25 protein-coding genes are annotated in these 20,076 nt (G+C 70.7%); 9 read left to right on the forward strand and 16 right to left on the reverse strand.

Annotated features, from left to right (window positions below; genetic code table 11):
* Positions 1 to 30 precede the first annotated feature (30 nt).
* The 4 genes from sepX to OCS65_RS21980 form a co-directional block, all read right to left on the reverse strand.
* The gene (gene sepX / locus OCS65_RS21965; protein ID WP_029542048.1) at positions 31 to 885 is read right to left on the reverse strand and encodes a divisome protein SepX/GlpR; all 855 of its coding nucleotides are present in this window, start codon (positions 883 to 885) and stop codon (positions 31 to 33) included.
* Positions 886 to 1,110: 225 nt separating this feature from the next.
* Positions 1,111 to 1,746 carry a GNAT family N-acetyltransferase gene (locus OCS65_RS21970; RefSeq protein ID WP_006944963.1) on the reverse strand — a complete coding sequence of 212 codons (636 nt, stop codon included), beginning with the start codon at positions 1,744 to 1,746 and terminating at the stop codon, positions 1,111 to 1,113.
* On the reverse strand, positions 1,746 to 3,005 hold the full coding sequence (gene glp, locus OCS65_RS21975) for a molybdotransferase-like divisome protein Glp (protein ID WP_263507606.1): 1,260 nt from the start codon (positions 3,003 to 3,005) through the stop codon (positions 1,746 to 1,748). The genes OCS65_RS21970 and glp overlap by 1 nt, the downstream gene beginning before the upstream one ends.
* 32 nt (positions 3,006 to 3,037) lie before the next feature.
* Complete coding sequence (locus OCS65_RS21980; RefSeq protein ID WP_006944965.1) at positions 3,038 to 3,949, reverse strand: UTP--glucose-1-phosphate uridylyltransferase; 912 nt, start codon at positions 3,947 to 3,949, stop codon at positions 3,038 to 3,040.
* A gap of 62 nt (positions 3,950 to 4,011) precedes the next feature.
* On the opposite strand from OCS65_RS21980, the gene OCS65_RS21985 reads away from it, so the two are divergent.
* The 4 genes from OCS65_RS21985 (at position 4,012) to mscL (ending at position 6,311) form a co-directional block, all read left to right on the forward strand.
* The gene (locus OCS65_RS21985) at positions 4,012 to 4,617 is read left to right on the forward strand and encodes a 5-formyltetrahydrofolate cyclo-ligase (RefSeq protein WP_006944966.1); all 606 of its coding nucleotides are present in this window, start codon (positions 4,012 to 4,014) and stop codon (positions 4,615 to 4,617) included.
* 69 nt (positions 4,618 to 4,686) lie between these two features.
* Positions 4,687 to 4,986 (forward strand): FmdB family zinc ribbon protein, encoded by a 300-nt coding sequence (locus tag OCS65_RS21990; RefSeq protein WP_006944967.1) that lies wholly within the window; start codon positions 4,687 to 4,689, stop codon positions 4,984 to 4,986.
* A gap of 98 nt (positions 4,987 to 5,084) precedes the next feature.
* Positions 5,085 to 5,783 carry a Flp pilus assembly protein CpaB gene (gene cpaB / locus OCS65_RS21995; RefSeq protein WP_263507609.1) on the forward strand — a complete coding sequence of 233 codons (699 nt, stop codon included), beginning with the start codon at positions 5,085 to 5,087 and terminating at the stop codon, positions 5,781 to 5,783.
* A gap of 96 nt (positions 5,784 to 5,879) precedes the next feature.
* A complete protein-coding gene (mscL, locus tag OCS65_RS22000; protein ID WP_263507611.1) occupies positions 5,880 to 6,311 on the forward strand; it encodes a large-conductance mechanosensitive channel protein MscL in 432 nt (143 codons plus the stop codon).
* A gap of 90 nt (positions 6,312 to 6,401) precedes the next feature.
* Here mscL and OCS65_RS22005 read toward each other — a convergent pair whose 3' ends face one another.
* The 9 genes from OCS65_RS22005 to mrf all read right to left on the reverse strand — a co-directional run bounded on the left by OCS65_RS22005 (position 6,402) and on the right by mrf (position 14,457).
* A complete protein-coding gene (locus tag OCS65_RS22005) occupies positions 6,402 to 7,028 on the reverse strand; it encodes an MspA family porin (protein ID WP_263507613.1) in 627 nt (208 codons plus the stop codon).
* A gap of 51 nt (positions 7,029 to 7,079) precedes the next feature.
* Complete coding sequence (locus OCS65_RS22010) at positions 7,080 to 7,841, reverse strand: MspA family porin (RefSeq protein WP_263507615.1); 762 nt, start codon at positions 7,839 to 7,841, stop codon at positions 7,080 to 7,082.
* A gap of 783 nt (positions 7,842 to 8,624) precedes the next feature.
* Complete coding sequence (locus OCS65_RS22020; protein WP_029542037.1) at positions 8,625 to 9,122, reverse strand: MogA/MoaB family molybdenum cofactor biosynthesis protein; 498 nt, start codon at positions 9,120 to 9,122, stop codon at positions 8,625 to 8,627.
* A gap of 71 nt (positions 9,123 to 9,193) precedes the next feature.
* Entirely contained in the window at positions 9,194 to 10,462 is a 1,269-nt protein-coding gene (locus tag OCS65_RS22025; RefSeq protein WP_006944973.1) for a S1C family serine protease, read from the reverse strand.
* Positions 10,463 to 10,569: 107 nt separating this feature from the next.
* A complete protein-coding gene (locus tag OCS65_RS22030) occupies positions 10,570 to 11,958 on the reverse strand; it encodes a HAMP domain-containing sensor histidine kinase (RefSeq protein WP_202916546.1) in 1,389 nt (462 codons plus the stop codon).
* Between the two features lie 38 nt (positions 11,959 to 11,996).
* The gene (locus tag OCS65_RS22035; RefSeq protein ID WP_006944976.1) at positions 11,997 to 12,686 is read right to left on the reverse strand and encodes a response regulator transcription factor; all 690 of its coding nucleotides are present in this window, start codon (positions 12,684 to 12,686) and stop codon (positions 11,997 to 11,999) included.
* A gap of 101 nt (positions 12,687 to 12,787) precedes the next feature.
* Positions 12,788 to 12,961 carry a 50S ribosomal protein L32 gene (rpmF, locus tag OCS65_RS22040; protein ID WP_006944977.1) on the reverse strand — a complete coding sequence of 58 codons (174 nt, stop codon included), beginning with the start codon at positions 12,959 to 12,961 and terminating at the stop codon, positions 12,788 to 12,790.
* A gap of 30 nt (positions 12,962 to 12,991) precedes the next feature.
* The gene (locus OCS65_RS22045; protein WP_006944978.1) at positions 12,992 to 13,246 is read right to left on the reverse strand and encodes a type B 50S ribosomal protein L31; all 255 of its coding nucleotides are present in this window, start codon (positions 13,244 to 13,246) and stop codon (positions 12,992 to 12,994) included.
* Entirely contained in the window at positions 13,243 to 14,457 is a 1,215-nt protein-coding gene (mrf, locus tag OCS65_RS22050; protein ID WP_263507619.1) for a ribosome hibernation factor-recruiting GTPase MRF, read from the reverse strand. The genes OCS65_RS22045 and mrf overlap by 4 nt, the downstream gene beginning before the upstream one ends.
* A 117-nt stretch (positions 14,458 to 14,574) precedes the next feature.
* Here mrf and rpmB point away from each other — a divergent pair, with 117 nt between their 5' ends.
* From rpmB to OCS65_RS22075, 5 genes are all read left to right on the forward strand, one after another.
* Positions 14,575 to 14,811 carry a 50S ribosomal protein L28 gene (gene rpmB, locus OCS65_RS22055; protein WP_006944981.1) on the forward strand — a complete coding sequence of 79 codons (237 nt, stop codon included), beginning with the start codon at positions 14,575 to 14,577 and terminating at the stop codon, positions 14,809 to 14,811.
* Positions 14,811 to 14,975, forward strand: coding sequence for a 50S ribosomal protein L33 (rpmG, locus tag OCS65_RS22060; RefSeq protein ID WP_003937781.1), 165 nt, complete (start codon positions 14,811 to 14,813; stop codon positions 14,973 to 14,975). Before rpmB ends, rpmG begins: the two co-directional genes overlap by 1 nt.
* 3 nt (positions 14,976 to 14,978) lie before the next feature.
* Positions 14,979 to 15,284 (forward strand): 30S ribosomal protein S14, encoded by a 306-nt coding sequence (gene rpsN, locus OCS65_RS22065; RefSeq protein WP_006944984.1) that lies wholly within the window; start codon positions 14,979 to 14,981, stop codon positions 15,282 to 15,284.
* A gap of 10 nt (positions 15,285 to 15,294) precedes the next feature.
* Positions 15,295 to 15,555: a 30S ribosomal protein S18 gene (gene rpsR / locus OCS65_RS22070; protein WP_006944985.1), complete on the forward strand. Its 261-nt coding sequence runs from the start codon at positions 15,295 to 15,297 to the stop codon at positions 15,553 to 15,555.
* A gap of 193 nt (positions 15,556 to 15,748) precedes the next feature.
* A complete protein-coding gene (locus OCS65_RS22075; RefSeq protein ID WP_263507623.1) occupies positions 15,749 to 16,642 on the forward strand; it encodes a DUF559 domain-containing protein in 894 nt (297 codons plus the stop codon).
* A gap of 31 nt (positions 16,643 to 16,673) precedes the next feature.
* Here the strand turns inward: OCS65_RS22075 and OCS65_RS22080 are convergent, their stop codons facing one another.
* Genes OCS65_RS22080 through phnC form a run of 3 tightly spaced genes read right to left on the reverse strand, consistent with a single transcriptional unit; the run spans position 16,674 to position 20,055 of the window.
* A complete protein-coding gene (locus OCS65_RS22080) occupies positions 16,674 to 17,687 on the reverse strand; it encodes a zinc-binding dehydrogenase (protein ID WP_263507625.1) in 1,014 nt (337 codons plus the stop codon).
* Positions 17,663 to 19,264 carry a phosphonate ABC transporter, permease protein PhnE gene (gene phnE / locus OCS65_RS22085; RefSeq protein ID WP_168579302.1) on the reverse strand — a complete coding sequence of 534 codons (1,602 nt, stop codon included), beginning with the start codon at positions 19,262 to 19,264 and terminating at the stop codon, positions 17,663 to 17,665. Before phnE ends, OCS65_RS22080 begins: the two co-directional genes overlap by 25 nt.
* Positions 19,261 to 20,055 (reverse strand): phosphonate ABC transporter ATP-binding protein, encoded by a 795-nt coding sequence (gene phnC, locus OCS65_RS22090; protein ID WP_065923521.1) that lies wholly within the window; start codon positions 20,053 to 20,055, stop codon positions 19,261 to 19,263. The genes phnE and phnC overlap by 4 nt, the downstream gene beginning before the upstream one ends.
* Positions 20,056 to 20,076: the final 21 nt, after the last annotated feature.

Here is a 20,076-nt window from a genome sequence, read left to right on the forward strand (position 1 = left end):
TACATTCGCTCGGCCCGAACGGATCGGTGACTACTCCCCGGAGGCCCGACGCACCGGGTAGTCGTCGGCGTCGTAACGGGGTTCGTACGTCTCGTGGGCGGGCTCGTCGTCCGTGTAGTGGTCCAGGTGCTCGAACACCGGGTCCTCGTCGTCCACCTCGAGCACCACCGCGCCGGGGCGTCGCAGCCGGGCCGGGACCAGCCGCAGCTCGTCGTCACTGTGTGACTCGACGCCGAGCCGAGAACGGTTCAGGCGCGCCATGCGACGGCGGCGGATCTCCTGCTCGACACGCACCTGGCGACGGAGGTAGATCAGGTAGCCGGCGAGGGCAGCCGTCGCCACCGTGCACAGCCACCACAGGGCCGACGAGACGATGAGGGCGAGGGCGGCGGTGATGATCGCGGCGAACAGCAGGCCGAGCACGGTGCGCTGCCGGAACTCGTAGCGCGCGGCCCGGGCCATGGCGTCGGCCTGCGGGTCGAACCCGCCGCGTCCGCGGCGCTGGGGCACGAACTCCCGGGCGGGAGCCCGGTCGGGACGCTCCTCGAAGTCGATGTCGGTGTCGTGATCGGTGTCGAGCTGTGTGTCCATGCGGTCCTCCGCTGGGTGGCGGTGTCTGCGGTCGTCCACCGTGCGGGCGCGACCGGAGTCGTCGCCGGCTGTGGGACGGGCGGAATCCCGACTCGGACGCCAGTGGGGGTCGGTGCGATGACCGGCGGCCGGCCCGCGCGGGGCGAGTGGCTCGTCGTCACCTCGGTGCAGGACCCGGGTTGCGAGTGCGGCGTCGGTCGTCTGGCGAATACGGGGGCGCTTCGTGACCAGCATGGGCACCAGAACGAACAACCACACGGCAACCAGCCCGATCCACAGGAGCGAGTTCGGCATTTCGGCGGCCCTCCTCCCAGTTGTCGCCTACCAGTCCGTCGACGCCACTGACCCCGTCAGGTTAGCGGCCCCGAAGCCGTCACCCGGACAGAAACGCCGACTCAGATGACTACAGCTGTCACACGAGTCACGCGAATCATGTGACACTCTCTTCACTCTAGTCACAGAGATATAGGACCGTGTGGGTATTACTACGCAGCGATGCACGTAATCTGCGTTACAAGATCAGGCCCAGGTGGCCCGGCCGCCCCGGATCAGCACATCGGACACGCTTCCGGGGACCTCCTCGACCGTCATCGCGACCAGCAGATGGTCGCGGAACCGCCCGTCGACGTCGAGGTAGCGCTGCAGCAGGCCCTCCTCCCGGAAGCCCACGTTGCGCAGGACCGCGCGGCTAGCAACGTTCTCCGGCCGCACCGTGGCCTCCACCCGGTGCAGCCCGGCCGGCCCGAAGCAGTGGTCGAGCCCCAGCGCCACCGCCGCCGTCGCCACGCCCAGGCCGTTGACGTGCTTGGCCACCCAATACCCGATCCACGCCGACCGCAGCGCGCCGCGCACCACGTTGCCCACGGTGATCTGCCCGCAGAACTCGCCGTCGAGCTCGATCGCCATCGGCAGCATGTGGCCCCGGCGGGCCTCCGCCCGCAGGCTGCGGTACAGCCCCGGCCACACGGTGATGTGATGGCGCATCTCCCACGGCACGTCGCCGGTGGGTTCCCACGGCTCGAGATGCGCCCGGTCCCGGATCCGCAACCGGCTCCACGCCGCCGCGTCCCGCAGCCGGATCGGCCGCACCGTGACCAGGCCGCCGGCCACCCGCAGCGGGCCCAGCTCCGCCGGCCATCCCGGATGACGGGTCATCAGCCGCGCTGTCCGAGGAAGGCGACGTCCACCGGATCCCCGGTGCGCACCTCGGTCACCTCCGGCTCGATCAGCACCAGGCAGTTCGCCTCGGCCAGGGTCGCCAGCAGGTGCGACGACGCGCCCGCCGCCCCACCGAGCGCCTGGACCATGTACTCGCCGGTCGCCTCGTCGCGCATCAGCTGCCCCCGCAGGAATCCCTTGCGGTCCGGGATCGAGGTGATCGGCGTGACGGTGCGGGCGGTGACGACGCGGCGCATCGGCTGCCGGCGGCCGAGCGCGATACGGATCAGCGGCCGCACCATCACCTCGAACACGACCAGCGCGCTGACCGGGTTGCCCGGCAGCAGGAAGGTGGGCACCTCGTCGCGGCCGAGCTGGCCGAACCCCTGCACCGAGCCGGGGTGCATCGCCACCCGCTCCACTTCGAGCTTGCCGAGATCCGACAACGCCTCGCGCACGTTCTCGAGCGCACCGCCACCGACGGCCCCCGCAACGACGACGATCTCGGAGCGGATCAGCTGGCCCTCGACGACCTCCCGCAGGCGCTTCGGGTCGGTGCTGGCGATCCCGACGCGGTTGACGTCCGCGCCGGCGTCGCGGGCGGCCGCCGCGAGCGCGTACGAGTTGACGTCGTACACCTGGCCGGGGCCCGGGGTGCGGTCCACGTCCACGAGTTCGCCGCCGATGGAGATCACCGAGAGCCGGGGACGCGGATGGACCAGCACCTTGTCGCGGCCGACCGCCGCGAGCAGCCCGACCTGGGCGGCCCCGATGATGGTGCCGGCCCGGACCGCGACGTCACCGGGCTGGACGTCGTCGCCGGCGCGGCGCACGTAGTCGCCGGTCCGGACAGGACGCAGGACCTTGATGCGCGCGCGGCCACCGTCGGTGCGGTCGAGCGGGAGGACGGCGTCGGCGAGGGTCGGCAGCGGCGCCCCGGTGTCCACCCGCACGGCCTGCCGTGGCTGCAGCCGGATCGGTTGACGCGAGCCGGCCGAGACCTCCCCCACCACGGGCAGAGTCAGCTCGATCGGCTCGCCGTCCTCGCCGGTCCGGTCGGTGCCCGCGCCCTGGACGTCGACGCTGCGGACCGCGTAACCGTCGATCGCGGCCTGGTCGAAGCCGGGCAGTGGCCGTTCGGTGACCACTTCCTCCGCGCAGAGCAGCCCCTGGGCCTCGGAGATGGCGACCCGGACCGGCCGTGGTGCCACCGCCGCCGCCGTGACCCTGGCCTGTTGATCCTCGACCGACCGCATACCGCTTCTCGTCCTCCCGACCTGTCGCGCCGTCAGTGCTTCAGGCGCTCGACCAGCCACTCCCGCAGGGAGGGGCCGTACTCCTCGCTGTTCAACGCAGAGTCAACCGCAGCGCGCAGATAGCCGCCGGGATTTCCGAGGTCGTGTCGAGTGCCGCGATGCACCACCACGTGCACGGGGTGACCCTCCTCGATGAGCAGGGCGATCGCATCGGTGAGCTGCAGTTCGCCGCCCGCACCGGGGGTGATCCGGCGCAGCGCGTCGAAGATCGCCCGATCGAGCAGATAGCGGCCGGCAGCGGCGAAGGTGGACGGCGCATCCTCAGGCGCCGGCTTCTCGACCATGCCGACGACCTTCAGCACGTCCGGGTTGACGGCGTCGGGCACCTCCTCGACGTCGAAGACGCCGTAGGCGCTCACCTGGTCCTTGGGCACGTCGATCGCGCACAGCACCGTGCCGCCGCGCTTGGCACGCACCCGCTGCATGGTCTCGAGGACGCCGCGCGGCAGCACGAGGTCGTCCGGGAGCAGCACCGCGATGGAGTCCTCGTCCGGATCGAGGGCGACCTCGGCGCACGCGACGGCGTGCCCGAGCCCGAGCGGCTTCTCCTGCACCACCGACTCCACCTCGAGCAGGCCCGGCGCCTTGCGGACCTTCTCGAGCAGGTGGTACTTGCCGCTCTCCTTCAGCTTCGACTCGAGGACCAGGTCCTCGACGAAATGCGCGACGACGCCGTCCTTACCCGGAGCCGTCACGATCACCAGGCGCTCGGCACCCGAGTCCGCGGCCTCCCCCGCCACGAGCTCGATTCCGGGCGTGTCCACCACCGGAAGAAGTTCCTTCGGCACGGTCTTGGTCGCGGGCAGAAAGCGCGTACCGAGACCGGCTGCGGGAACCACCGCCGTCCGGAAGTGGCCGGCTTCACCGGTCGCTCTGTTCGTCATAAACACCCACCCTAACTTTCGGCTACCACCCGGTAGATACGTCAGATCCTAAGGTGGCGGATATGAGCGCACTCTCCAAGTCGGAATGGCGGGCCCGAATCGTTGCTGCGCGACGGGCCCGCAGCGACGGGGAGCGCCGCGGCGAGGACGATGCCCTCGCCGCGGCGGCACGGTCGCTGGCCCCCGCTCGGGCGACGGTCTGCGCGTACGTGCCGGTCGGTTCGGAACCCGGTGCGTTGTCCCTGCTCGACGCCCTGCGCGAGGCCGGAAACCGGGTGCTGCTCCCGCTCACCCGTCCGGACAGCACCCTGGACTGGGCGCAGTACACCGGCCCCGGCGCCCTCGCCCCCGCCGGGTACGGCCTGCTCGAACCCACCGGGCCGGCGCTGGGCCCGGAGGAGGTGCGACGGGCGCACACCGTGGTGGTGCCGGCGCTCGCAGTGGACGAGCGCGGCGTGCGGCTCGGTCGCGGGGCCGGCTTCTACGACCGGACCCTGCACCTCGCCGCCGCCGACGCCGTCCTGGTCGCGGTGGTCCGGGACGACGAACTCGTGCCGGAGCTGCCGGAGGATCCCCACGACATCCGGATGGGCTGGGCCCTGACCCCCGGCCGCGGCCTGGTGCCGCTGAACGGGTCGCGCGACACCGGGAATAGAGCACCCAGGTAGCCACGTTGGCACTGTCGGCTGTAGAGTGCTAATGCTGCGGTCGCCAACCAATTCGCGGAGGATCCACCGGTGCCCACTTACTCCTATGCCTGTACGTCCTGCGACAACCGATTCGACATCGTGCAGTCGTTCACCGACGACGCCCTGACGGAATGCAACGAGTGCTCGGGCAAGCTGCGCAAGCTGTTCAATTCGGTCGGCATCGTCTTCAAGGGCAGCGGCTTCTACCGCACCGACTCCCGCGGCGGAGGCAGCACCGCCAGCGAGCCGGCCAAGTCCGACTCGTCGTCCGGCAGTTCGTCGAGCACCTCGTCGTCGGACTCCTCGTCGTCGAGCACCTCGTCGGCACCGGCCGCAGCCGCGAGCTGACACAGTTTCATCCACAGGCGGACGGTTCATCCACAGTCCGCCCGTGACCGGCACTTCACCGGGCCGGCGGGCACGGCCGAACTCGTAGGGTTCGGACCATGCCCGCCGGTCCGTTCTCGTTCCCGCCCCTGCGGAATCCGCTCGATCCCACCCTGCCAGACCGCCTCACGGCCCTGACACGACCGGGCTGGGCGCGCACCGTCGCCGTCCGCCGCGCGATCGCGGCCGGTCTCGTCGGGGTCGCGGCGGTCTCCGCCCTCACCGGCGGCCCGTCGGGCGACCGGACCCCCACGGTCGTCGCCGCCCGCGACCTGCGGCCCGGGCAGACCCTCACCGCCGACGACGTCACCGTCGTCGAGCGCGACTCGTCCCAACTCCCGTCCGGGGCACTCACCGACCCCGCCGAGGCGATCGGCCACACCCTGGCCGGACCGGTGCCCGCCGGCGAAGCCCTCGTCGGGGTGCGGATGCTCGGGCCGCGGCTGGCGGCGTCCGCCACCGGCGACGCGGCGGCCCGGGTGGTCCCGGTGCGCCTGGCCGATCCCGGCGTCGGGGATCTGCTGCGCGAAGGCGACCTCGTCGACGTCCTCACCGTCGCCGAGGACGACCCCCCCTCGTCGGGTGCGGCACCGGAGGTGCGGGTACTGGCCACGGGGGCGACCGTCGTGCTGGCCCAGGGAACGGACCGGACGAGCGACCGCGGCGAGAAGGTGGTCCTGCTCGCCCTGCCGCCCGAGCCGGCGACGACTGTGGCTGCTGCATCGCTCGTGAGCGCGTTGACGGTGACCCTGCACTGATCCGGGTCGGGATCCGCATTCCGGACTTTGCGACATACCTACTGGTCTATGGTGCGACTGCGAGCATGACGACAAGACACGTCTAGGAGAAGCGCCATGTTGAAAGGCTTCAAGGACTTCCTGCTCCGCGGAAACGTACTCGACCTCGCTGTCGCGGTCGTCATCGGCACCGCGTTCACGGCCATCGTCACGGCCTTCACCAGCAACGTCATCGAACCCCTGATTGCCGCGCTCGGCGGCGACAACGAGATGGGCTGGGGCTTCCAGATCCTCGCGGACAATCCCGCCACGTTCGTCAACATCGGCGCGGTGGTGTCGGCGATCATCAATTTCGTCATCATCGCCGCCGTCGTCTACTTCGTGCTGATCGTCCCGGCGAACGCGGCCAAGAAGCGGTTCGCCACCGAGAGGGACGACACCAAGGCGAGCGCCGAAGACCTGCTCATCCAGATCCGCGACCTCCTCCAGGCACAGTCCGGTCAGACCGGCGCACACGCCAAGCCGAGCCTCGAGGAGAGGGAACGGTAGGCGCACCCGTGCCGATCGACGAAAAAGGTTGGGCCCGCTCGGAATTCCGAGCGGACCCAACCCGTGTCAGCCTGTCGGCAGGACGTCGTGTCAGACGGTCCAGGGCTTGCCGTAGGTGGTCACGTTGTCGCCGTTCGCGGTGATGGCGCGAACGAACGGACGGACCTGAACGGCGCCGATGACGCCGGAGGCAGTGCCGTGAACGTTCGAGAACTGCACGGACTTGAAGTCACCGTCGAACTCGCCCTCGGCGACGACAAGCTCCTCGATGCCCGGAGCCGGGGTCAGCTCGAGCTCGGCGTAGGCCTGCGGGAGGATGTCGGTGACGGTGGCGCCGTCGGGGTCAATCTCCAGCTGCGGGGTGGAGTAGGTGACGCCGATGGCGCCGTCGATGCTGCCGGCCCACGCGAACTGGTAGCCGAACTGGAACGTGGTGCCCTCGGCGTCGGCGGCAGACTCACCGACGAGGTTCGCGGTGCCGCGGCCGTTGTGGAAGAACTCGCGGTTGAACGGGCTGCCGCCAAGGGCCGGAACACCCTGGATGAAGGTGTCCTCCTGGGTCACCACGACCTCGTAGCCGTCCGTGGAGACGATCCGGTTCTGATCGTCGACCGCAGCCTGCGCGGAGCCGGTCGCACCGAGGACCAGGCCCAGGACAGCGGCACCGGACACCGCGGCGTTACGTGCAGCCTTGAAGCCACGCGACTTGATTCCCATGATTTCTCCGTATTTCTTGGTGGGGATTACTGCGGGGTGGGGCGAGCAGGACTAGATCGTCCAGACCTTGCCGTAGGTGGTGACGTTGTCGCCGTTCGCGGTGATCACGCGGACGAACGGGCGGACCGAGACCGCGCCGATGACGCCGGTGGCGGCGCCGTGGACATTGGCGATCTGGACTTCCTTGAAGTCGCCGTCGAACTCACCCTCGGCGACGACGAGCTCCTCGATACCCGGGGCCGGGGTCAGCTCGATGCCCGCGGTGAACTGCGGAAGGATGCTCGAGACGGTATTGGTGTTGTCGATTGCGTCGACAACCTTGTAGGCAGGGACGGGCTTACCATCCTTGTCAAGGATCGCGTTACCGTCCTTGTCATACTGAAACACCGGCTTGCCCTCGTCGTCGAGGATCGGCTCCTCGACCTGAGTGGTCGCGAACTCCGCTTCGAGCTCGGGGCTCGCCCACGCGATGCCGATCGAGCCGTCGACAGCGGCGGACCACGCGAACTGGTAGCCGAACTGGAAGGTCGAGTCCTCGAAGTCCGCGGCGTCGGGGCCGACGATGTTGGCGATGCCACGGCCGTTGTGGAACCACTCGCGGCTGAGCGGGCTGCCGCCGATCGGGGGAACACCCTGGATGAAGGTGTCCTCCTGGGTCACGATGACCTCGTGGCCGTCCGACACGATCCGGTTCTGGTCGTCGACCACAGCGCCGGCGGTCCCGGTCGATCCCAGAACCAGGCCGAACACGGCAGCGGCGGCCACCGTGACGTTGCGGGCGGCCTTCACACCGCGTCGCGTCTGCATCTTCATGAATGCCTCATCCATTCTCTGCGTGCCGGGTCACGCACACGCGTCCGACAACTGCCCTGTCGCCCGCGAGGCATGCCACACCTGAGACACCGGGGAGCGTGCTCACCGGTGCCGACGTGTGCGTCATCCGCACGGTTGCGTTTCCGATTCGTGATGAAGATCGTCGCGTTAGCTACCGATCTTGACCTGAGCGAACCAGGACAGAGACTAGACCGTGATCTCTGAAGCCAGCAACGGCTACGTCCCGGGGCGAGGCGTCGTCGAACCCGGAATTGTTTCGGCCCGATGAAACAATCGGTGCCATTTCAACGGACGGCCAGAAGGGTTGCGGAGGCGTCGACAACCGCCTCCCACCCATGAACAGAGCCGCATACCCCCTGGTGGCGCGTTCACGCGCGGCTGTGGCCGAATACATACTGCTGATACGTTCGTGATACGCGCCACCGAAAGTGGAGCGCGCGTCGGGCGCGACTCGCCGTGTTGCAGAGTTACGAAAAGGTTGCGGAATCCCACCGCTGAAATTAACGATTCGGCATCGGCCGACTTCTACAAGTGGGGTAGATCACATGTGGCCGTGGTGCGGCGGTACCTGCCGGCGCAGCCATTCTTCCGAGTCGGACGAATCGTCTCCCGGCGAGCGCTCGTCGCGGGTCGTCTCGGGGAGGACGTCGCCGAAGATGCGGCGGAGCCGGGCCCGGTCGATCCGGGCCCGGCTCGCGTCGTCGCGCCGTGGTGCGTCGTCCGACGACGCGCCGGACGCGCTCTCGTCCGTGCCGGTGATGGCTATCCCTCCACCCGCGACAGTTCCTCGATCACGTGCGAGGCGAGCGGCAGGAGCGTGGCCATGCCGTCGCGGATCGCCGCGCGCGAGGAGGCGAGGTTCGCGACCAACGTGGAGCCGGACAGGCCGACCAGACCGCGGGACAGACCGGCGTCCATCGCACCGGCGGAGAAGCCGGACGAGCGCAGGGCCTCGCCGATCCCCGGGAGTTCCCGGTCGAGCACATCGGAGGTGGCGTCGGGCGTCACGTCGCGCGGCGACACCCCGGTGCCGCCGACGGAGATGACCAGGTCCACGCCGCCGATGACGGCGGTGTTGAGGGCGTTGCGGATCTCCACCTCGTCGGCCGACACCGTGACGACACCGTCCACGGCGAATCCCTCCTCTGCGAGGAGCTCGGTGACCAGGGGCCCGGCGGAGTCCGGGTTGTCGCCGTGCGCTACCCGGTCGTCCACGATCACCACGAGGGCTCGCCCGGTCCTGGGGGTTTCGAATTCCATGATGCCCACCGTAGTTGCCCTGTCCGTCGAACGAGCTGTATGTCCGAGAATGAATCCGGCGGCGTCTCTTCTCATCGGCCACCCGCCTCGGCCGCCGCGAGCTGCACGTCGACGGTCTTCTCGCTGCCACCCTGTGCGTCGGTGTAGGTGATGCGCACGGTGTCGCCGGGCGCGTACGAGCGGACCGCCGCGATCAGGGAGTCCCCGTCGGTGACGAGCCGGTCGTCGACCTTGGTGATGATCACGCCGCTCGGAATACCGGCCCGTTCCGCGGGCCCGCCGCCGGTGACCTCCATGACCCGAGCGCCGCGCACGTCGCTCTGCGACGGCACCTGGACGCCGATGACGGCGTGGGTCGCCTTGCCGGTGTCGACGAGTTCGTCGGCGATGCGGCGTGCCTGATCGACCGGGATCGCGAAGCCGAGGCCGATGGATCCGGACTGTCCGCCGGCCGTGGCGATCGCCGTGTTGACGCCGATCAACTGGCCGTCCATGTTCACCAGCGCGCCGCCGGAGTTGCCGGGGTTGATCGCGGCGTCGGTCTGCAGCGCATCGATGACGGTGTTCTGGTTGCCGGTCTCCCCGCTGGTCGACACGGGCCGGTCCAGGGCCGAGACGATACCGGTGGTCACCGTGCTCTCGAGACCGAGCGGCGAGCCGACCGCCACCACCTGCTGGCCCACCTGCACGGCGTTCGAGTCGCCGAGCTCGATCGGGGTGAGGTCGGTGCGGCCCTCCGCGCGGATCACGGCGATGTCGGAGATCGGGTCGGCGCCCACGATGGTCGCGGGGACCGAGCTGCCGTCGGAGAAGTACACCGTGAGCTGCGCGCCGGCGCCGCCCCCGGCGACGACGTGGTTGTTGGTGAGGATCAGGCCGTCGGAGGACAGGATCACGCCCGAGCCCTCGCCCTGCGCGGTGCGGCCGACCACCTCGATGCGCACGACGCTCGGTACGACCTTCTGCGCGACGGCCTGCACCGAACCGGCGGGGGCGGCGGCGACGGTCGTCGTGGACGGCCGCGGCGCGTCGAGGGCGTTGGTGACGGCCGTGCCGCCGGTCGACTGCTGCGTGGTCCACGCGCCGACGGCGCCGCCGATCCCGCCGCTGACCAGTGCCAGCGCGACGGCGCCGAGGGCGAGCAGGCCCCGCGCCGATCGGGGTGAACCCTGGGGCCCCGGCGCGGGCTGGGGCGGGGCGCCGAACGGCGCGGTGTGCCCGTACCCGGCATAGGGACCGGAGGGAGCCTGGTAGGGATTCGGCTGGTGCGGTGTCGGCTGCTGCGGTGTCGGCTGGTGCGGCTCGGGGCGGCCGCCACCCGGTGTGGGGTCCTCGCTCATCTCATCGCTTTCGGTCTACACGGCCGCCGGGTCGGCGGCTCGTCGTTCGGCTTCCAGCATGCCCGCGGCGGCTGAGAGTCCGCTTAGATCCGACGGCGATTTTCCTGTCAATCCGCCGGGTGTTCGAGCTGCGGGGTGCCGGGCAGCACGATCCGGACGAGGGCACCCCCACGCGACGAGATGTCGACCGCGATGGTGCCGCCGTGCTTCATCACCACCTGCCGCACGATCGCGAGGCCGAGGCCGGATCCGGGCATCGACCTCGACGCGGTGGAGCGGTAGAACCGCTCGAACACCAGCTCGCGGTCCTCCTCGGGGATGCCGGGCCCGGCGTCGTCGACGGTCAGTTCCATCAGGCCGGTGCCGAGCTGGCGCATCGACACCAGCACCTCGGCGTCGGCGGGACTCCACTTGGCAGCGTTGTCGAGGACGTTGAGCACCGCCCGGGAGAGCGCGGCGTGGTCGCCGTAGACGAACCACGGTTCCGTGTGCGCCGTGAAGTCGATGTCGGAGCGGCGGCGCCGGGCGCGTTCGAGGCTGCGCTCGACGACCTCCGAGATGTCGACGGGTTCGAACACCGTCTCGGGGGCGTCCTCGCGGGCGAGGTCGACGAGGTCGCCCACCAGGGTGGACAGCTCCTCGATCTGCGCCACCACGTCGGCGCGCAGCTCCGCCATGTCCTCCTCGGGCAGGTTCGGCGCGTCGGGCCGGCTCGCCGCGATGAGCAGCTCCATGTTCGTGCGCAGCGACGTCAGCGGGGTGCGCAGCTCGTGGCCGGCGTCGGCGACGAGCCGGCTCTGCCGCTCCCGCGACTCGGCGAGGGCGCGCAGCATCGTGTTGAAGCTCTCGGTGAGCCGGGCCAGCTCGTCGTGCCCGGTCACGCGGATCGGCCGCAGGTCATCGGTGCGGGCGACCCGCTCGGCCGCCGCGGTGAGGCGCGCGACGGGGCGCAGACCGGTGCGTCCCACCGTCGCGCCGGCAGCGGCGGCGAGCACCACGCCGCACCCCCCGACGACGAACAGCACGCTCGCGAGCCGTTTGAGGATGTCCGCCGTCGGCTGCAGGCGCTGGGCGATGACGATGGTGCTGCCGTCGGGGATGCGCTGCGCGAGCACCCGCTGATGGCCGACGGTGCGCAGCGACGACTCCCGTTCGCCCTTCGCGACGGCGAGTTCGGCGCCGCCGATCGGGACGGACGACCCGGGCGGCACGTACTGCCCCAGGTTGGAGTAGATGAGCGCCACGCTGATGTCGGAGCTGTAGAGCTGGGCGCCACCGATGTAGCGGGGGTCGTAGGTGATCAGGGTGCTGCTCTCGACGAGCGCGGCAGCCCGCGCCCGCAACTGCTTGTCGACGTCGGCGTAGAGGGCGCGGGCCACCACCGCGTACGCCGCGATGGAGGTCACCGCGACGGCGATCGCCACCGCGCCGGCGGCCAGCAACGTGACACGCCGGCGCAGCGGCACCGACCGGGTCAGCAGCAGCGGGGGGCGCATGGGGCGCTTCGAATCCGGGTCGGCGCCGTCGAGCCGGGTCACGGCGGGGTTTCCCGCAGGACGTAGCCGACGCCGCGCACCGTGTGGATCAGGCGCGGCTCCCCGTCGGCCTCGGTCTTGCGGCGCAGGTAGCCCACGTACACCTCGAGGGCGTTGCCGGAGGTGGGGAAGTCGTAGCCCCACACCTCCTCGAGGATGCGGCTGCGGCTGAGGACCCGGCGGGGGTTCGCCATGAGCATTTCCATGAGCGCGAACTCGGTGCGGGTGAGGCTGATCGACCGGGTGCCGCGGGTCACCTCGCGGGTGGACGGGTTCAGCGTCAGGTCCGCGAAACGCAGCGTCTCCTCCGACTCGGTGGCCGGGTCGGGCGAGGCGCGGCGGAGCAGCGCGCGCAGCCGGGCGAGCAGTTCCTCGAGCGCGAACGGCTTGGGGAGGTAGTCGTCGGCGCCGGCGTCCAGGCCGGCGACGCGCTCGGAGACGGAGTCACGGGCGGTCAGGACGAGGATGGGCAGGTCGTCGCCGGTACTGCGGAGTCGGCGGCACACCTCGAGGCCGTCGACCCGCGGCATCATCACGTCGAGGACCATCGCGTCGGGCCGCTCGGCCGCGACCTGTTCGAGGGCGTCCTGCCCGTCCGTGGCGAGTTCGACGGTGTATCCGTTGAAGCTCAGTGATCGGCGCAGGGACTCCCGCACCGCCCGGTCGTCGTCGACCACCAGAATGCGCATGGCCTCCAGTGTGGACCCGACCGCTGAGAGGTGTCTGAGAGGGCGGCGGCGTGTCCGGCGAGGGGGACCCGCCCGGCGCCGCGGTTCCCCCTCGCGGGTCGTCACACCTCGTTCGGGTCGATCACCCCGAGCCGCACGGCCTTCACGAGCCGTCGCGGGACGTGGTGCGTGACACCGGCGACGGTGACCGGCACCAGGGCCGGGACCTGCGCGTGCCACTGCGAGCGGCGGCTGCGGGTGTTGGACCGGGACATCCGGCGCTTGGGTACTGCCATGGTGATTCTCCTCGGGTGTCCGGGTGGGGGTCAGGGACGGCGACGCTTGCCGTACTTGCGTTCGAACTTCTCGACCCGGCCGGCGGCGTCGAGCACGCGGGCAGTTCCCGTCCAGAAGGGGTGGGATTCGCTGGTGACGTCCACGACGATCAGCGGGTAGGTGTTGCCGTCGGACCATTCGACCGTGCGGTCGGCGGTGACGGTGGAGCGGGTCAGGAACGCCGATCCGGTGTTGGCGTCCTGGAACACCACGGGGTGGTAGTCGGGGTGGATGCCGGGCTTCATGCTCGTCCTTCTCCTTCTGTCGGTGCGGTGCCGGCGGTGGGTGCCGGCAGGTCGTCGCACGGGTCTTCGTGGTACTCGCCGAACGGGTCGTCCCACGTCGGCCAGGCCGCCGGGCCGGCGAACTCCTCGTCGGTGAGCAGCGCCCACTCCAGGGCGCGGTGGATCTCGTCGGGGTCCGCGTCGTGGGTGAGGATCACCATCGAGGTGTCGCGGTCCCCGTGGGTGTCGTCCCAGCGCAGTGCCGCCATGGCCCGCCGTTCGCCGGAGACGCGTTGCTGTTGCTCGGGAGTCATCGCGGCGAGCCACGGCCCGGCGTGGGCGACGCGCAGGCCCTCACCGGCGGACTCGATCAGCAGCGCGTTGTCCGGTTGCGTCGCGACCCAGGCCCGGCCGCGGGCGCGGACCACGCCGTCGAGGAGGACGTCGATCGCCTCGTGCAGGCGCTGCGGGTGGAAGGGCCGGCGGGCACCGAACTCGAGCAGCCGCACGCCGCAGTCCTCGCCGAGCGGTGGTTGACCGCGCAGCAGCGGAGAGTGCGCGTCGGACACCGTCCCGCGCCGCGCGCCGGGCGGGATCTGCCGGAGCAGGTGTTCGACGTCGACGTCCTCGCCCCACGCGACGGGTGCGTCGGGCGCGAGCCGCGAGAGCACCGCGTGCAGCTTGGCCTGCTGCCAGCCGTCGGCTCCGGGCCGGACGACGAGGGCGTCGGCGAACTCGACCTGGCCGACGACGACCTGGGCGACGGTGCGGTCGTCGTCGAGTTCCTCGTCGCCGGTGGCGTCGGTGAGCCAGGTGGCGGCGTCGATGCAGGTGACGGTGGCCTCGATCCGCACGTCGTGGGCGGCGGGTCCGTCGATCTGCCCGACCACGCCGGAGACGACGACGTGCTCGACGGCCCAGCACAGCGCCTCGGGTTCGAGCCGTGGGTCGAGGAGCAGGACGATGCGGTCGACGTTGCTGCGGGCGTGCAGGCGCCGCAGCAGTGGGAGCAGATCCTCGCGGAGGGTGCAGGATACGCAGCCGTGGGCCAGTTCGAGCACGTCGAGGCGGTGGTCGTGCACGGTGGTGAGGGTGCGGCGCACGACCCCCTCACCGACGTGGTCGAGGTCGTGGTGCACGACGACGGTTCCCGGACGCAGCAGGGCCCGCGCGGTGCGTTCGGTGGGTCCGCCCCGGCCCGAGACGACGATCAGCGGCGTTCTGGTGTCCACCGGAACCCCTTTCGGTAACGATTGTCATTAGCTCGAAGGGAGCGTACAGTCGCTCGGGCCATTTGTCGAAAACGATTGTCGTTACGCCCTCGGGGCGCCGACAGAAGGGAGCCCGCCGTGTCGGCGCACTGCCAGGTGACCGGACGCAAGCCCGGCTTCGGGAAATCCGTCTCCCATTCGCACGTCCGCAGCAACCGCCGCTGGGACCCGAACATCCAGCGCAAGACCTACTACCTGCCCTCCGAGGGACGCCGGGTCACCCTGACGCTCTCCGCCAAGGGCATCAAGACCATCGACCGCGACGGCATCGAAGCCGTCGTCGCCCGCCTCCGCGCCCGAGGAGAAAAGCTCTAGTGGCTCGCAACGAGATCCGACCCATCGTCAAGCTCCGCTCCACCGGCGGCACCGGGTACACCTACGTCACCCGCAAGAACCGGCGCAACGATCCCGACCGGCTGGTCCTGCGCAAATACGATCCCGTGCTGCGCCGCCACATCGACTTCCGCGAGGAAAAGTAGGCCATGGCCAAGAAATCGAAGATCGCCCGCAACGAGCAGCGCAAGCTCGTCGTCGCCCGCTACGCCGCACGTCGCGCGGAACTGAAGGAGATCGTGCGGCGCCCGTCGAGCACCGACGCGGAACGCCTCGCCGCCCGGACCGCCCTGCAGCGTCTGCCGCGCGACGCCAGTCCGGTACGATTGCGCAATCGAGACGCTGCGGATGGACGTCCGCGCGGCCACCTGCGGAAGTTCGGGCTCTCACGCGTGCGCGTGAGGGAACTCGCGCACCGCGGCGAGCTGCCCGGCGTCCACAAGTCGAGCTGGTGAGGAGCGAGTCATGGCAGTCAAGAGGGGCCCGTCGAAGAAGTCGCGTGCCGTGGAAGGCCGCAAGCCCAAGAAGAACCCGCTGTTCGCGGCGAAGATCGAGTACGTCGACTACAAGGACGTGAACCTGCTCCGCACGTTCATCTCCGATCGCGGCAAGATCCGCAGCCGTCGCGTGACCGGCCTGACCCCGCAGCAGCAGCGGCAGGTCGCCGTCGCGGTCAAGAACGCCCGCGAGATGGCGCTGCTGCCCTTCACCACCACCAGCAAGTAGAGCTCCACTCGCGACGAGGGTCGCGCGGGCACGTGCCCGCGCGACCCTCGTCGTATCTGTGGACCGTCGAGTGTGCACAATTCGCGCTGGCTCACGGTGTGTCGTCCCGAGATGTGCACACTCGCGCGAGTTGTCCACAGGCCGTCGCGACCGCGGTTCCCTCCCGCACGGTCACCGGGCATCCTCGGCGATCATGGGGGAATTCGACGAACCGTTCCTGGGGACGCAGGCCGTACGGGCGGGCCTTCTCACGCCGCACCAACTTCGGCGATTCCGGCGCGTACACCGGGACGTGTACATCCACCGGGACGCGGCCGTCACACCGTACGGCCGCGCACGGGCCGCATGGCTCTGGGCGGGAGGCGACGGCGTGCTGGCCGGCTACTCGGCCGCTGCCCTGTTCGGCAGCCGATGGATCGACGCGACCGCGCCCGCCGAACTGATCCGACGCGGTAGCCGCCGGGGTACGGACGGGGTCGTCGTGCACGCCGAGACGATCCTCGACGACGAAGTGTGCACGCTGGCAGACATGCGGGTGACGTCTCCGGCCCGGACCGCGTTCGATCTCGGCCGTCGTCTCGTCCTGGATACCGCGGTCGAACAGCTCGACGCGCTGTGCCGTGCCACCCGCTTGGACCCTGCGCATGTCGCCGAACTGTCCGATCGGCACAGCGGCGCCCGCGGCGTGCGGCGGCTGAGGCAGGCGCTCCCACTGGTCGACCCCGGAGCCGAGTCGCTCCCGGAGACGCGGGTACGGCTGCTTCTCGTGCGTGGCGGCCTACCCCGCCCCAGCACCCAGGTCCCGGTCGCCGGCGTGGACGGACGCGTCCTCGGGTGGGCCGACCTGGGCTGGAAGCAATGGCGCACCCTCGTCGAGTACGACGGCATCCATCACTGGACGGACGAGCGACAGCGCACCAAGGACATCGAACGATACGAGGCATTTGCGGCGCTGGGCTGGTCCGTGGTCCGCGTCAACTCCGAACAACTGCGCCTGCGCCCTGGATCGGTCGTGGAGCGCGTGCGGATGCGGCTTCGAGCGGCAGGCGCTTCCGTCCGACCGCCGAGTGCGCACAATTCGCGCTGAGTCACGGCGTGTCGTCACGAGAAGTGCGCGCTCACGGGGCGACGGACGCGCGCAGGGCGGGCGCGGCGGGCCGACGCAGGGCGTCCGCGAGATCGTCCAGCCGGACCGGTTCGGCGACGAGTTCGTCCCACGGGTAGGTACCGGCCGTGCGGGTCAGGAACGCCACGGCACGACGGAGGTGGGCGGGCTCGTAGTTGTGGACTCCGGTGACGGTGAGCCACCCCCGCACGACGGCCTCGGGGTCGAGGGGCACCGAAGGGCCCGGCGTCACGGACCCGGCCAGCACGAGGCGGCCCCCGACGTCGAGCCGGCGCAGGCACTCCCCCACCGCCGCGACGGATCCCGAGAAGTCGAGCGCGACGTCGACGGGGCCGCCCTCGTCGCCGAGGGCCCCGAACCGCTCGGCCACCGCGATCCGTTCCGCATCCGGGTCGGCGCCGCGCACATCGGCACCGGCCGCCGCGCACAGCGCGATCGCGGTGACCCCGAGCAGGCCGGCGCCGCACACCAGCACCCGCCGTCCGGCGACGTCACCGGCCGCCTCGACAGCGGCGACCGCCGTCGCCGTCGCACATGCCGCCGGGGCCGCGACGACGTCCGGCACCGAGTCCGGCACCCGAACCACGCCCACCCCGGCCGGCAGCACGATGTGGTGGGCGTAGCCGCCCGACAACGCCCAGTCGCCGTCGAACGGTTCGTGCCCCACCTTGCGCACGGCCCGGCACTTGGCGGTCCGCCCGGACACGCACCTGTCGCACGCGCCGCACGAGGCCGTGACAGTCCACACGACGCGCGTGCCGACGACGGTCCCGGCACCGGGACCGGCCGCGACGACGTCACCGACGGCTTCGTGCCCCAGCACCGACGGCCGCGGCCCGGGCCGCCGTCCGGCGACGGTGTGCAGGTCGCTGCCGCACACGGTTGCGAGCCGGACACGCACCAGCAGTTCCCCGTCACCGAGCCGCGGGACGGGGACGTCGCGCACGTCGACGCCGTCGCCGGTCCACACGGCCGCGCGCGTCAGACCACCAGCGACCGGATCCATCCCGACATCCTTTCGATCAGGTAGACGACGGCGAACACGATGATCACGATCGCTCCGGCGAACTCGAAGTTCAGGGTGCGGATCGCCTCGAACAGCAGGAAGCCGACGCCGCCGGCGCCGACGATGCCGAGCACCGTCGAGGTGCGAATGTTGACGTCGAGCAGGTAGAGGCTCGAGCCGATGACGGACGGCACCGCCTGCGGAATCACCGCCGCGAACAACGTCTTCCACCAGCCCCCGCCGACGGCCCGCACCGCCTCGACCGGCCCGGGATCGATCTCCTCGACGGCGTCCGCCACGAGTTTGCCGAGGAATCCCACGGATCCGAGAGCGAGTGCGCACGCCCCCGCGACGGGACCGAGGCCGATCGCGGCGACGAAGATCACCGCGAGGATCAGCTCGGGCACCGCGCGGACGAACAGGATCACCGAGCGAGCCGACCAATACACAGCCGAGTTCGGGGACACGTTGCGGGCGGCGAGTATCCCGAACGGCAGGGAGAGCACGATCCCGGCGGCCGTGGCGACCGCACCGATCGCGAAGGTTTGCAGGACGGCGTCGAGCAGCCTGCCGCCGACGGCGGTGAAGTCCGGCGGGAGCAGCCGGGTGAACACCTCGAGTGACGGACCGATCCACGTGACCAGCGCACGCGGGTCGATACGCAGGCTGATCAGTGCACCGATCGTGGCGGCGGCGACCGTGCCGGAGAAGATGAGTCGCGCGGCTCTTTCCCGGCGCGGATCCGGAACGGAGGGTGCCAGCAGAACCCGCCGGACGACGACCGCGAGCACCTCCATCGCGGCGATGATCGCGAGGATCACGCACACGATGCCCAACGCCCGCGGATACACCAGTCCGCGCAGGGCGTCCTGGAGCGCGAACCCGATGCCGCCGGCACCGACGAAACCGAGCACGACGGAGGTGCGCAGGTTGATGTCGATGCGGTAGACGAAGGTACCCATCCAGGACGGAACCACCTGGGGCACCACGGCATTGAGCATCTCGCGGACATAGCCGGCACCCGTGCTGCGTACCGCCTCCCGTGGTCCGGGATCGGTCTGCTCGACGGCGTCGGCGAACAGCTTGCCGAGCATGCCGATGGAATGCAGCGCGAGCGCGAGCACGCCGGGCAGGACACCGATGCCGAGGGCGCGGACGAACAGCACCGCGAACAGCAGGTCCGGCACCGCCCGGCAGAAGGTGATCACCGCGCGCGCCACCGTGTACACGGCGGGGTGCGGGGTGGTGTTGCGGGCGGCCAGGAAGGCCAGCGGCACCGACGCGACGGTCGCGAGCACCGTCCCGAGCACCGCCATCAGCAGCGTGTCGAGGGCGAGTTTCCAGATCCGGCCCGGATCGTCGAGGGTGGGTGGAAACATGCGGCCGAGCAGGCCGGCGACGTCGTCGAGCCCGTCGAGCAGTGCCGCGGGGGCGAAGTCGATGTAGCGGGCGGAGACCAGGACGACGAGGAGAGCGACAGCCGCGCACGTTCCCAGCAGACGCCGGCGGCGGACGGCCGACCGCGGCAGGCGCCGCCCGACACGGTCGGGCGGCGACGGCGCGAGGGCGGTGCTCACGACGGTCCCGTCGGCGCCGAGGCCGGCCGGGCGGCCGGGTCGACCCGCCGGTAGATGTCCATGGCCTCACCCCTGCTCAGCTCCACGGCCGGCCGGTCGAGCACCTTCCGTCCGCCGCGCAGGCCGACGATCCGGTGGGCCCAGCCCAGCGCGAGGTCCACCTGGTGCAGGGTGCACACGACGGTGAGCTTGTCCTCCATGCACACACGGAAGAGCAGGTCCATCACCACCCCGGCGTTCTCGGGGTCGAGGGACGCGACCGGTTCGTCGGCGAGCAGGACGGTGGGACGCTGCATCAGCGTCCGCGCGATCGCGACCCGTTGCTGCTGCCCACCGGAGAGGGTGTCGGCGCGACGATCCGCGAGGTCGGCCAGCCCCACGCGGTCGAGGTGGTCGAGGGCCTCGGTGCGCATCCGCTTCGGGTACGTCGCGGCGCCGTAGCGGGGCAGGCGCAGGCGCCCGAGCCCGCCGACGAGGACATTCTCGAGGCAGCTGAGCCGTCCGACGAGGTTGAAGTGCTGGAAGACGAACCCGACCTCCCGCCGCAGCATGCGCAGCTCGGCGCGGGACGCCAGATCGACGCGGGTGCCGGCCACCTCCACGGCCCCGTCGGTGACGCTGTGCAGACCGTTGAGGCAACGCAGCAGCGTCGACTTGCCGGAGCCGGACAGGCCCAGCAGCACGACGAGTTCGCTGCGGTGCACCTCGAGGTCGACACCGTCGAGAGCCACGGTGTCGCCGAACTTCTTCGTGACGCGACGGGCGGAGACGACGACATCATCGCCCGCCACGGTGAGGTCTTCGTCACCCGC

The sequence above is a fragment of the Rhodococcus aetherivorans genome (assembly GCF_025722975.1).
GTDB lineage: Bacteria > Actinomycetota > Actinomycetes > Mycobacteriales > Mycobacteriaceae > Rhodococcus > Rhodococcus aetherivorans.

Bases quoted from the DNA above. Each gene is read 5' to 3' on its own strand.
- sepX (WP_029542048.1), bottom strand. From the start codon at position 885: ATGCCGAACTCGCTCCTGTGGATCGGGCTGGTTGCCGTGTGGTTGTTC.
- OCS65_RS21970 (WP_006944963.1), bottom strand. From the start codon at position 1,746: ATGACCCGTCATCCGGGATGGCCGGCGGAGCTGGGCCCGCTGCGGGTG.
- glp (WP_263507606.1), bottom strand. From the start codon at position 3,005: ATGCGGTCGGTCGAGGATCAACAGGCCAGGGTCACGGCGGCGGCGGTG.
- OCS65_RS21980 (WP_006944965.1), bottom strand. From the start codon at position 3,949: ATGACGAACAGAGCGACCGGTGAAGCCGGCCACTTCCGGACGGCGGTG.
- OCS65_RS21985 (WP_006944966.1), top strand. From the start codon at position 4,012: ATGAGCGCACTCTCCAAGTCGGAATGGCGGGCCCGAATCGTTGCTGCG.
- cpaB (WP_263507609.1), top strand. From the start codon at position 5,085: ATGCCCGCCGGTCCGTTCTCGTTCCCGCCCCTGCGGAATCCGCTCGAT.
- mscL (WP_263507611.1), top strand. From the start codon at position 5,880: ATGTTGAAAGGCTTCAAGGACTTCCTGCTCCGCGGAAACGTACTCGAC.
- OCS65_RS22005 (WP_263507613.1), bottom strand. From the start codon at position 7,028: ATGGGAATCAAGTCGCGTGGCTTCAAGGCTGCACGTAACGCCGCGGTG.
- OCS65_RS22010 (WP_263507615.1), bottom strand. From the start codon at position 7,841: ATGAAGATGCAGACGCGACGCGGTGTGAAGGCCGCCCGCAACGTCACG.
- OCS65_RS22020 (WP_029542037.1), bottom strand. From the start codon at position 9,122: ATGGAATTCGAAACCCCCAGGACCGGGCGAGCCCTCGTGGTGATCGTG.
- OCS65_RS22025 (WP_006944973.1), bottom strand. From the start codon at position 10,462: ATGAGCGAGGACCCCACACCGGGTGGCGGCCGCCCCGAGCCGCACCAG.
- OCS65_RS22030 (WP_202916546.1), bottom strand. From the start codon at position 11,958: ATGCGCCCCCCGCTGCTGCTGACCCGGTCGGTGCCGCTGCGCCGGCGT.
- OCS65_RS22035 (WP_006944976.1), bottom strand. From the start codon at position 12,686: ATGCGCATTCTGGTGGTCGACGACGACCGGGCGGTGCGGGAGTCCCTG.
- rpmF (WP_006944977.1), bottom strand. From the start codon at position 12,961: ATGGCAGTACCCAAGCGCCGGATGTCCCGGTCCAACACCCGCAGCCGC.
- OCS65_RS22045 (WP_006944978.1), bottom strand. From the start codon at position 13,246: ATGAAGCCCGGCATCCACCCCGACTACCACCCCGTGGTGTTCCAGGAC.
- rpsN (WP_006944984.1), top strand. From the start codon at position 14,979: ATGGCCAAGAAATCGAAGATCGCCCGCAACGAGCAGCGCAAGCTCGTC.
- rpsR (WP_006944985.1), top strand. From the start codon at position 15,295: ATGGCAGTCAAGAGGGGCCCGTCGAAGAAGTCGCGTGCCGTGGAAGGC.
- OCS65_RS22075 (WP_263507623.1), top strand. From the start codon at position 15,749: ATGGGGGAATTCGACGAACCGTTCCTGGGGACGCAGGCCGTACGGGCG.
- OCS65_RS22080 (WP_263507625.1), bottom strand. From the start codon at position 17,687: ATGGATCCGGTCGCTGGTGGTCTGACGCGCGCGGCCGTGTGGACCGGC.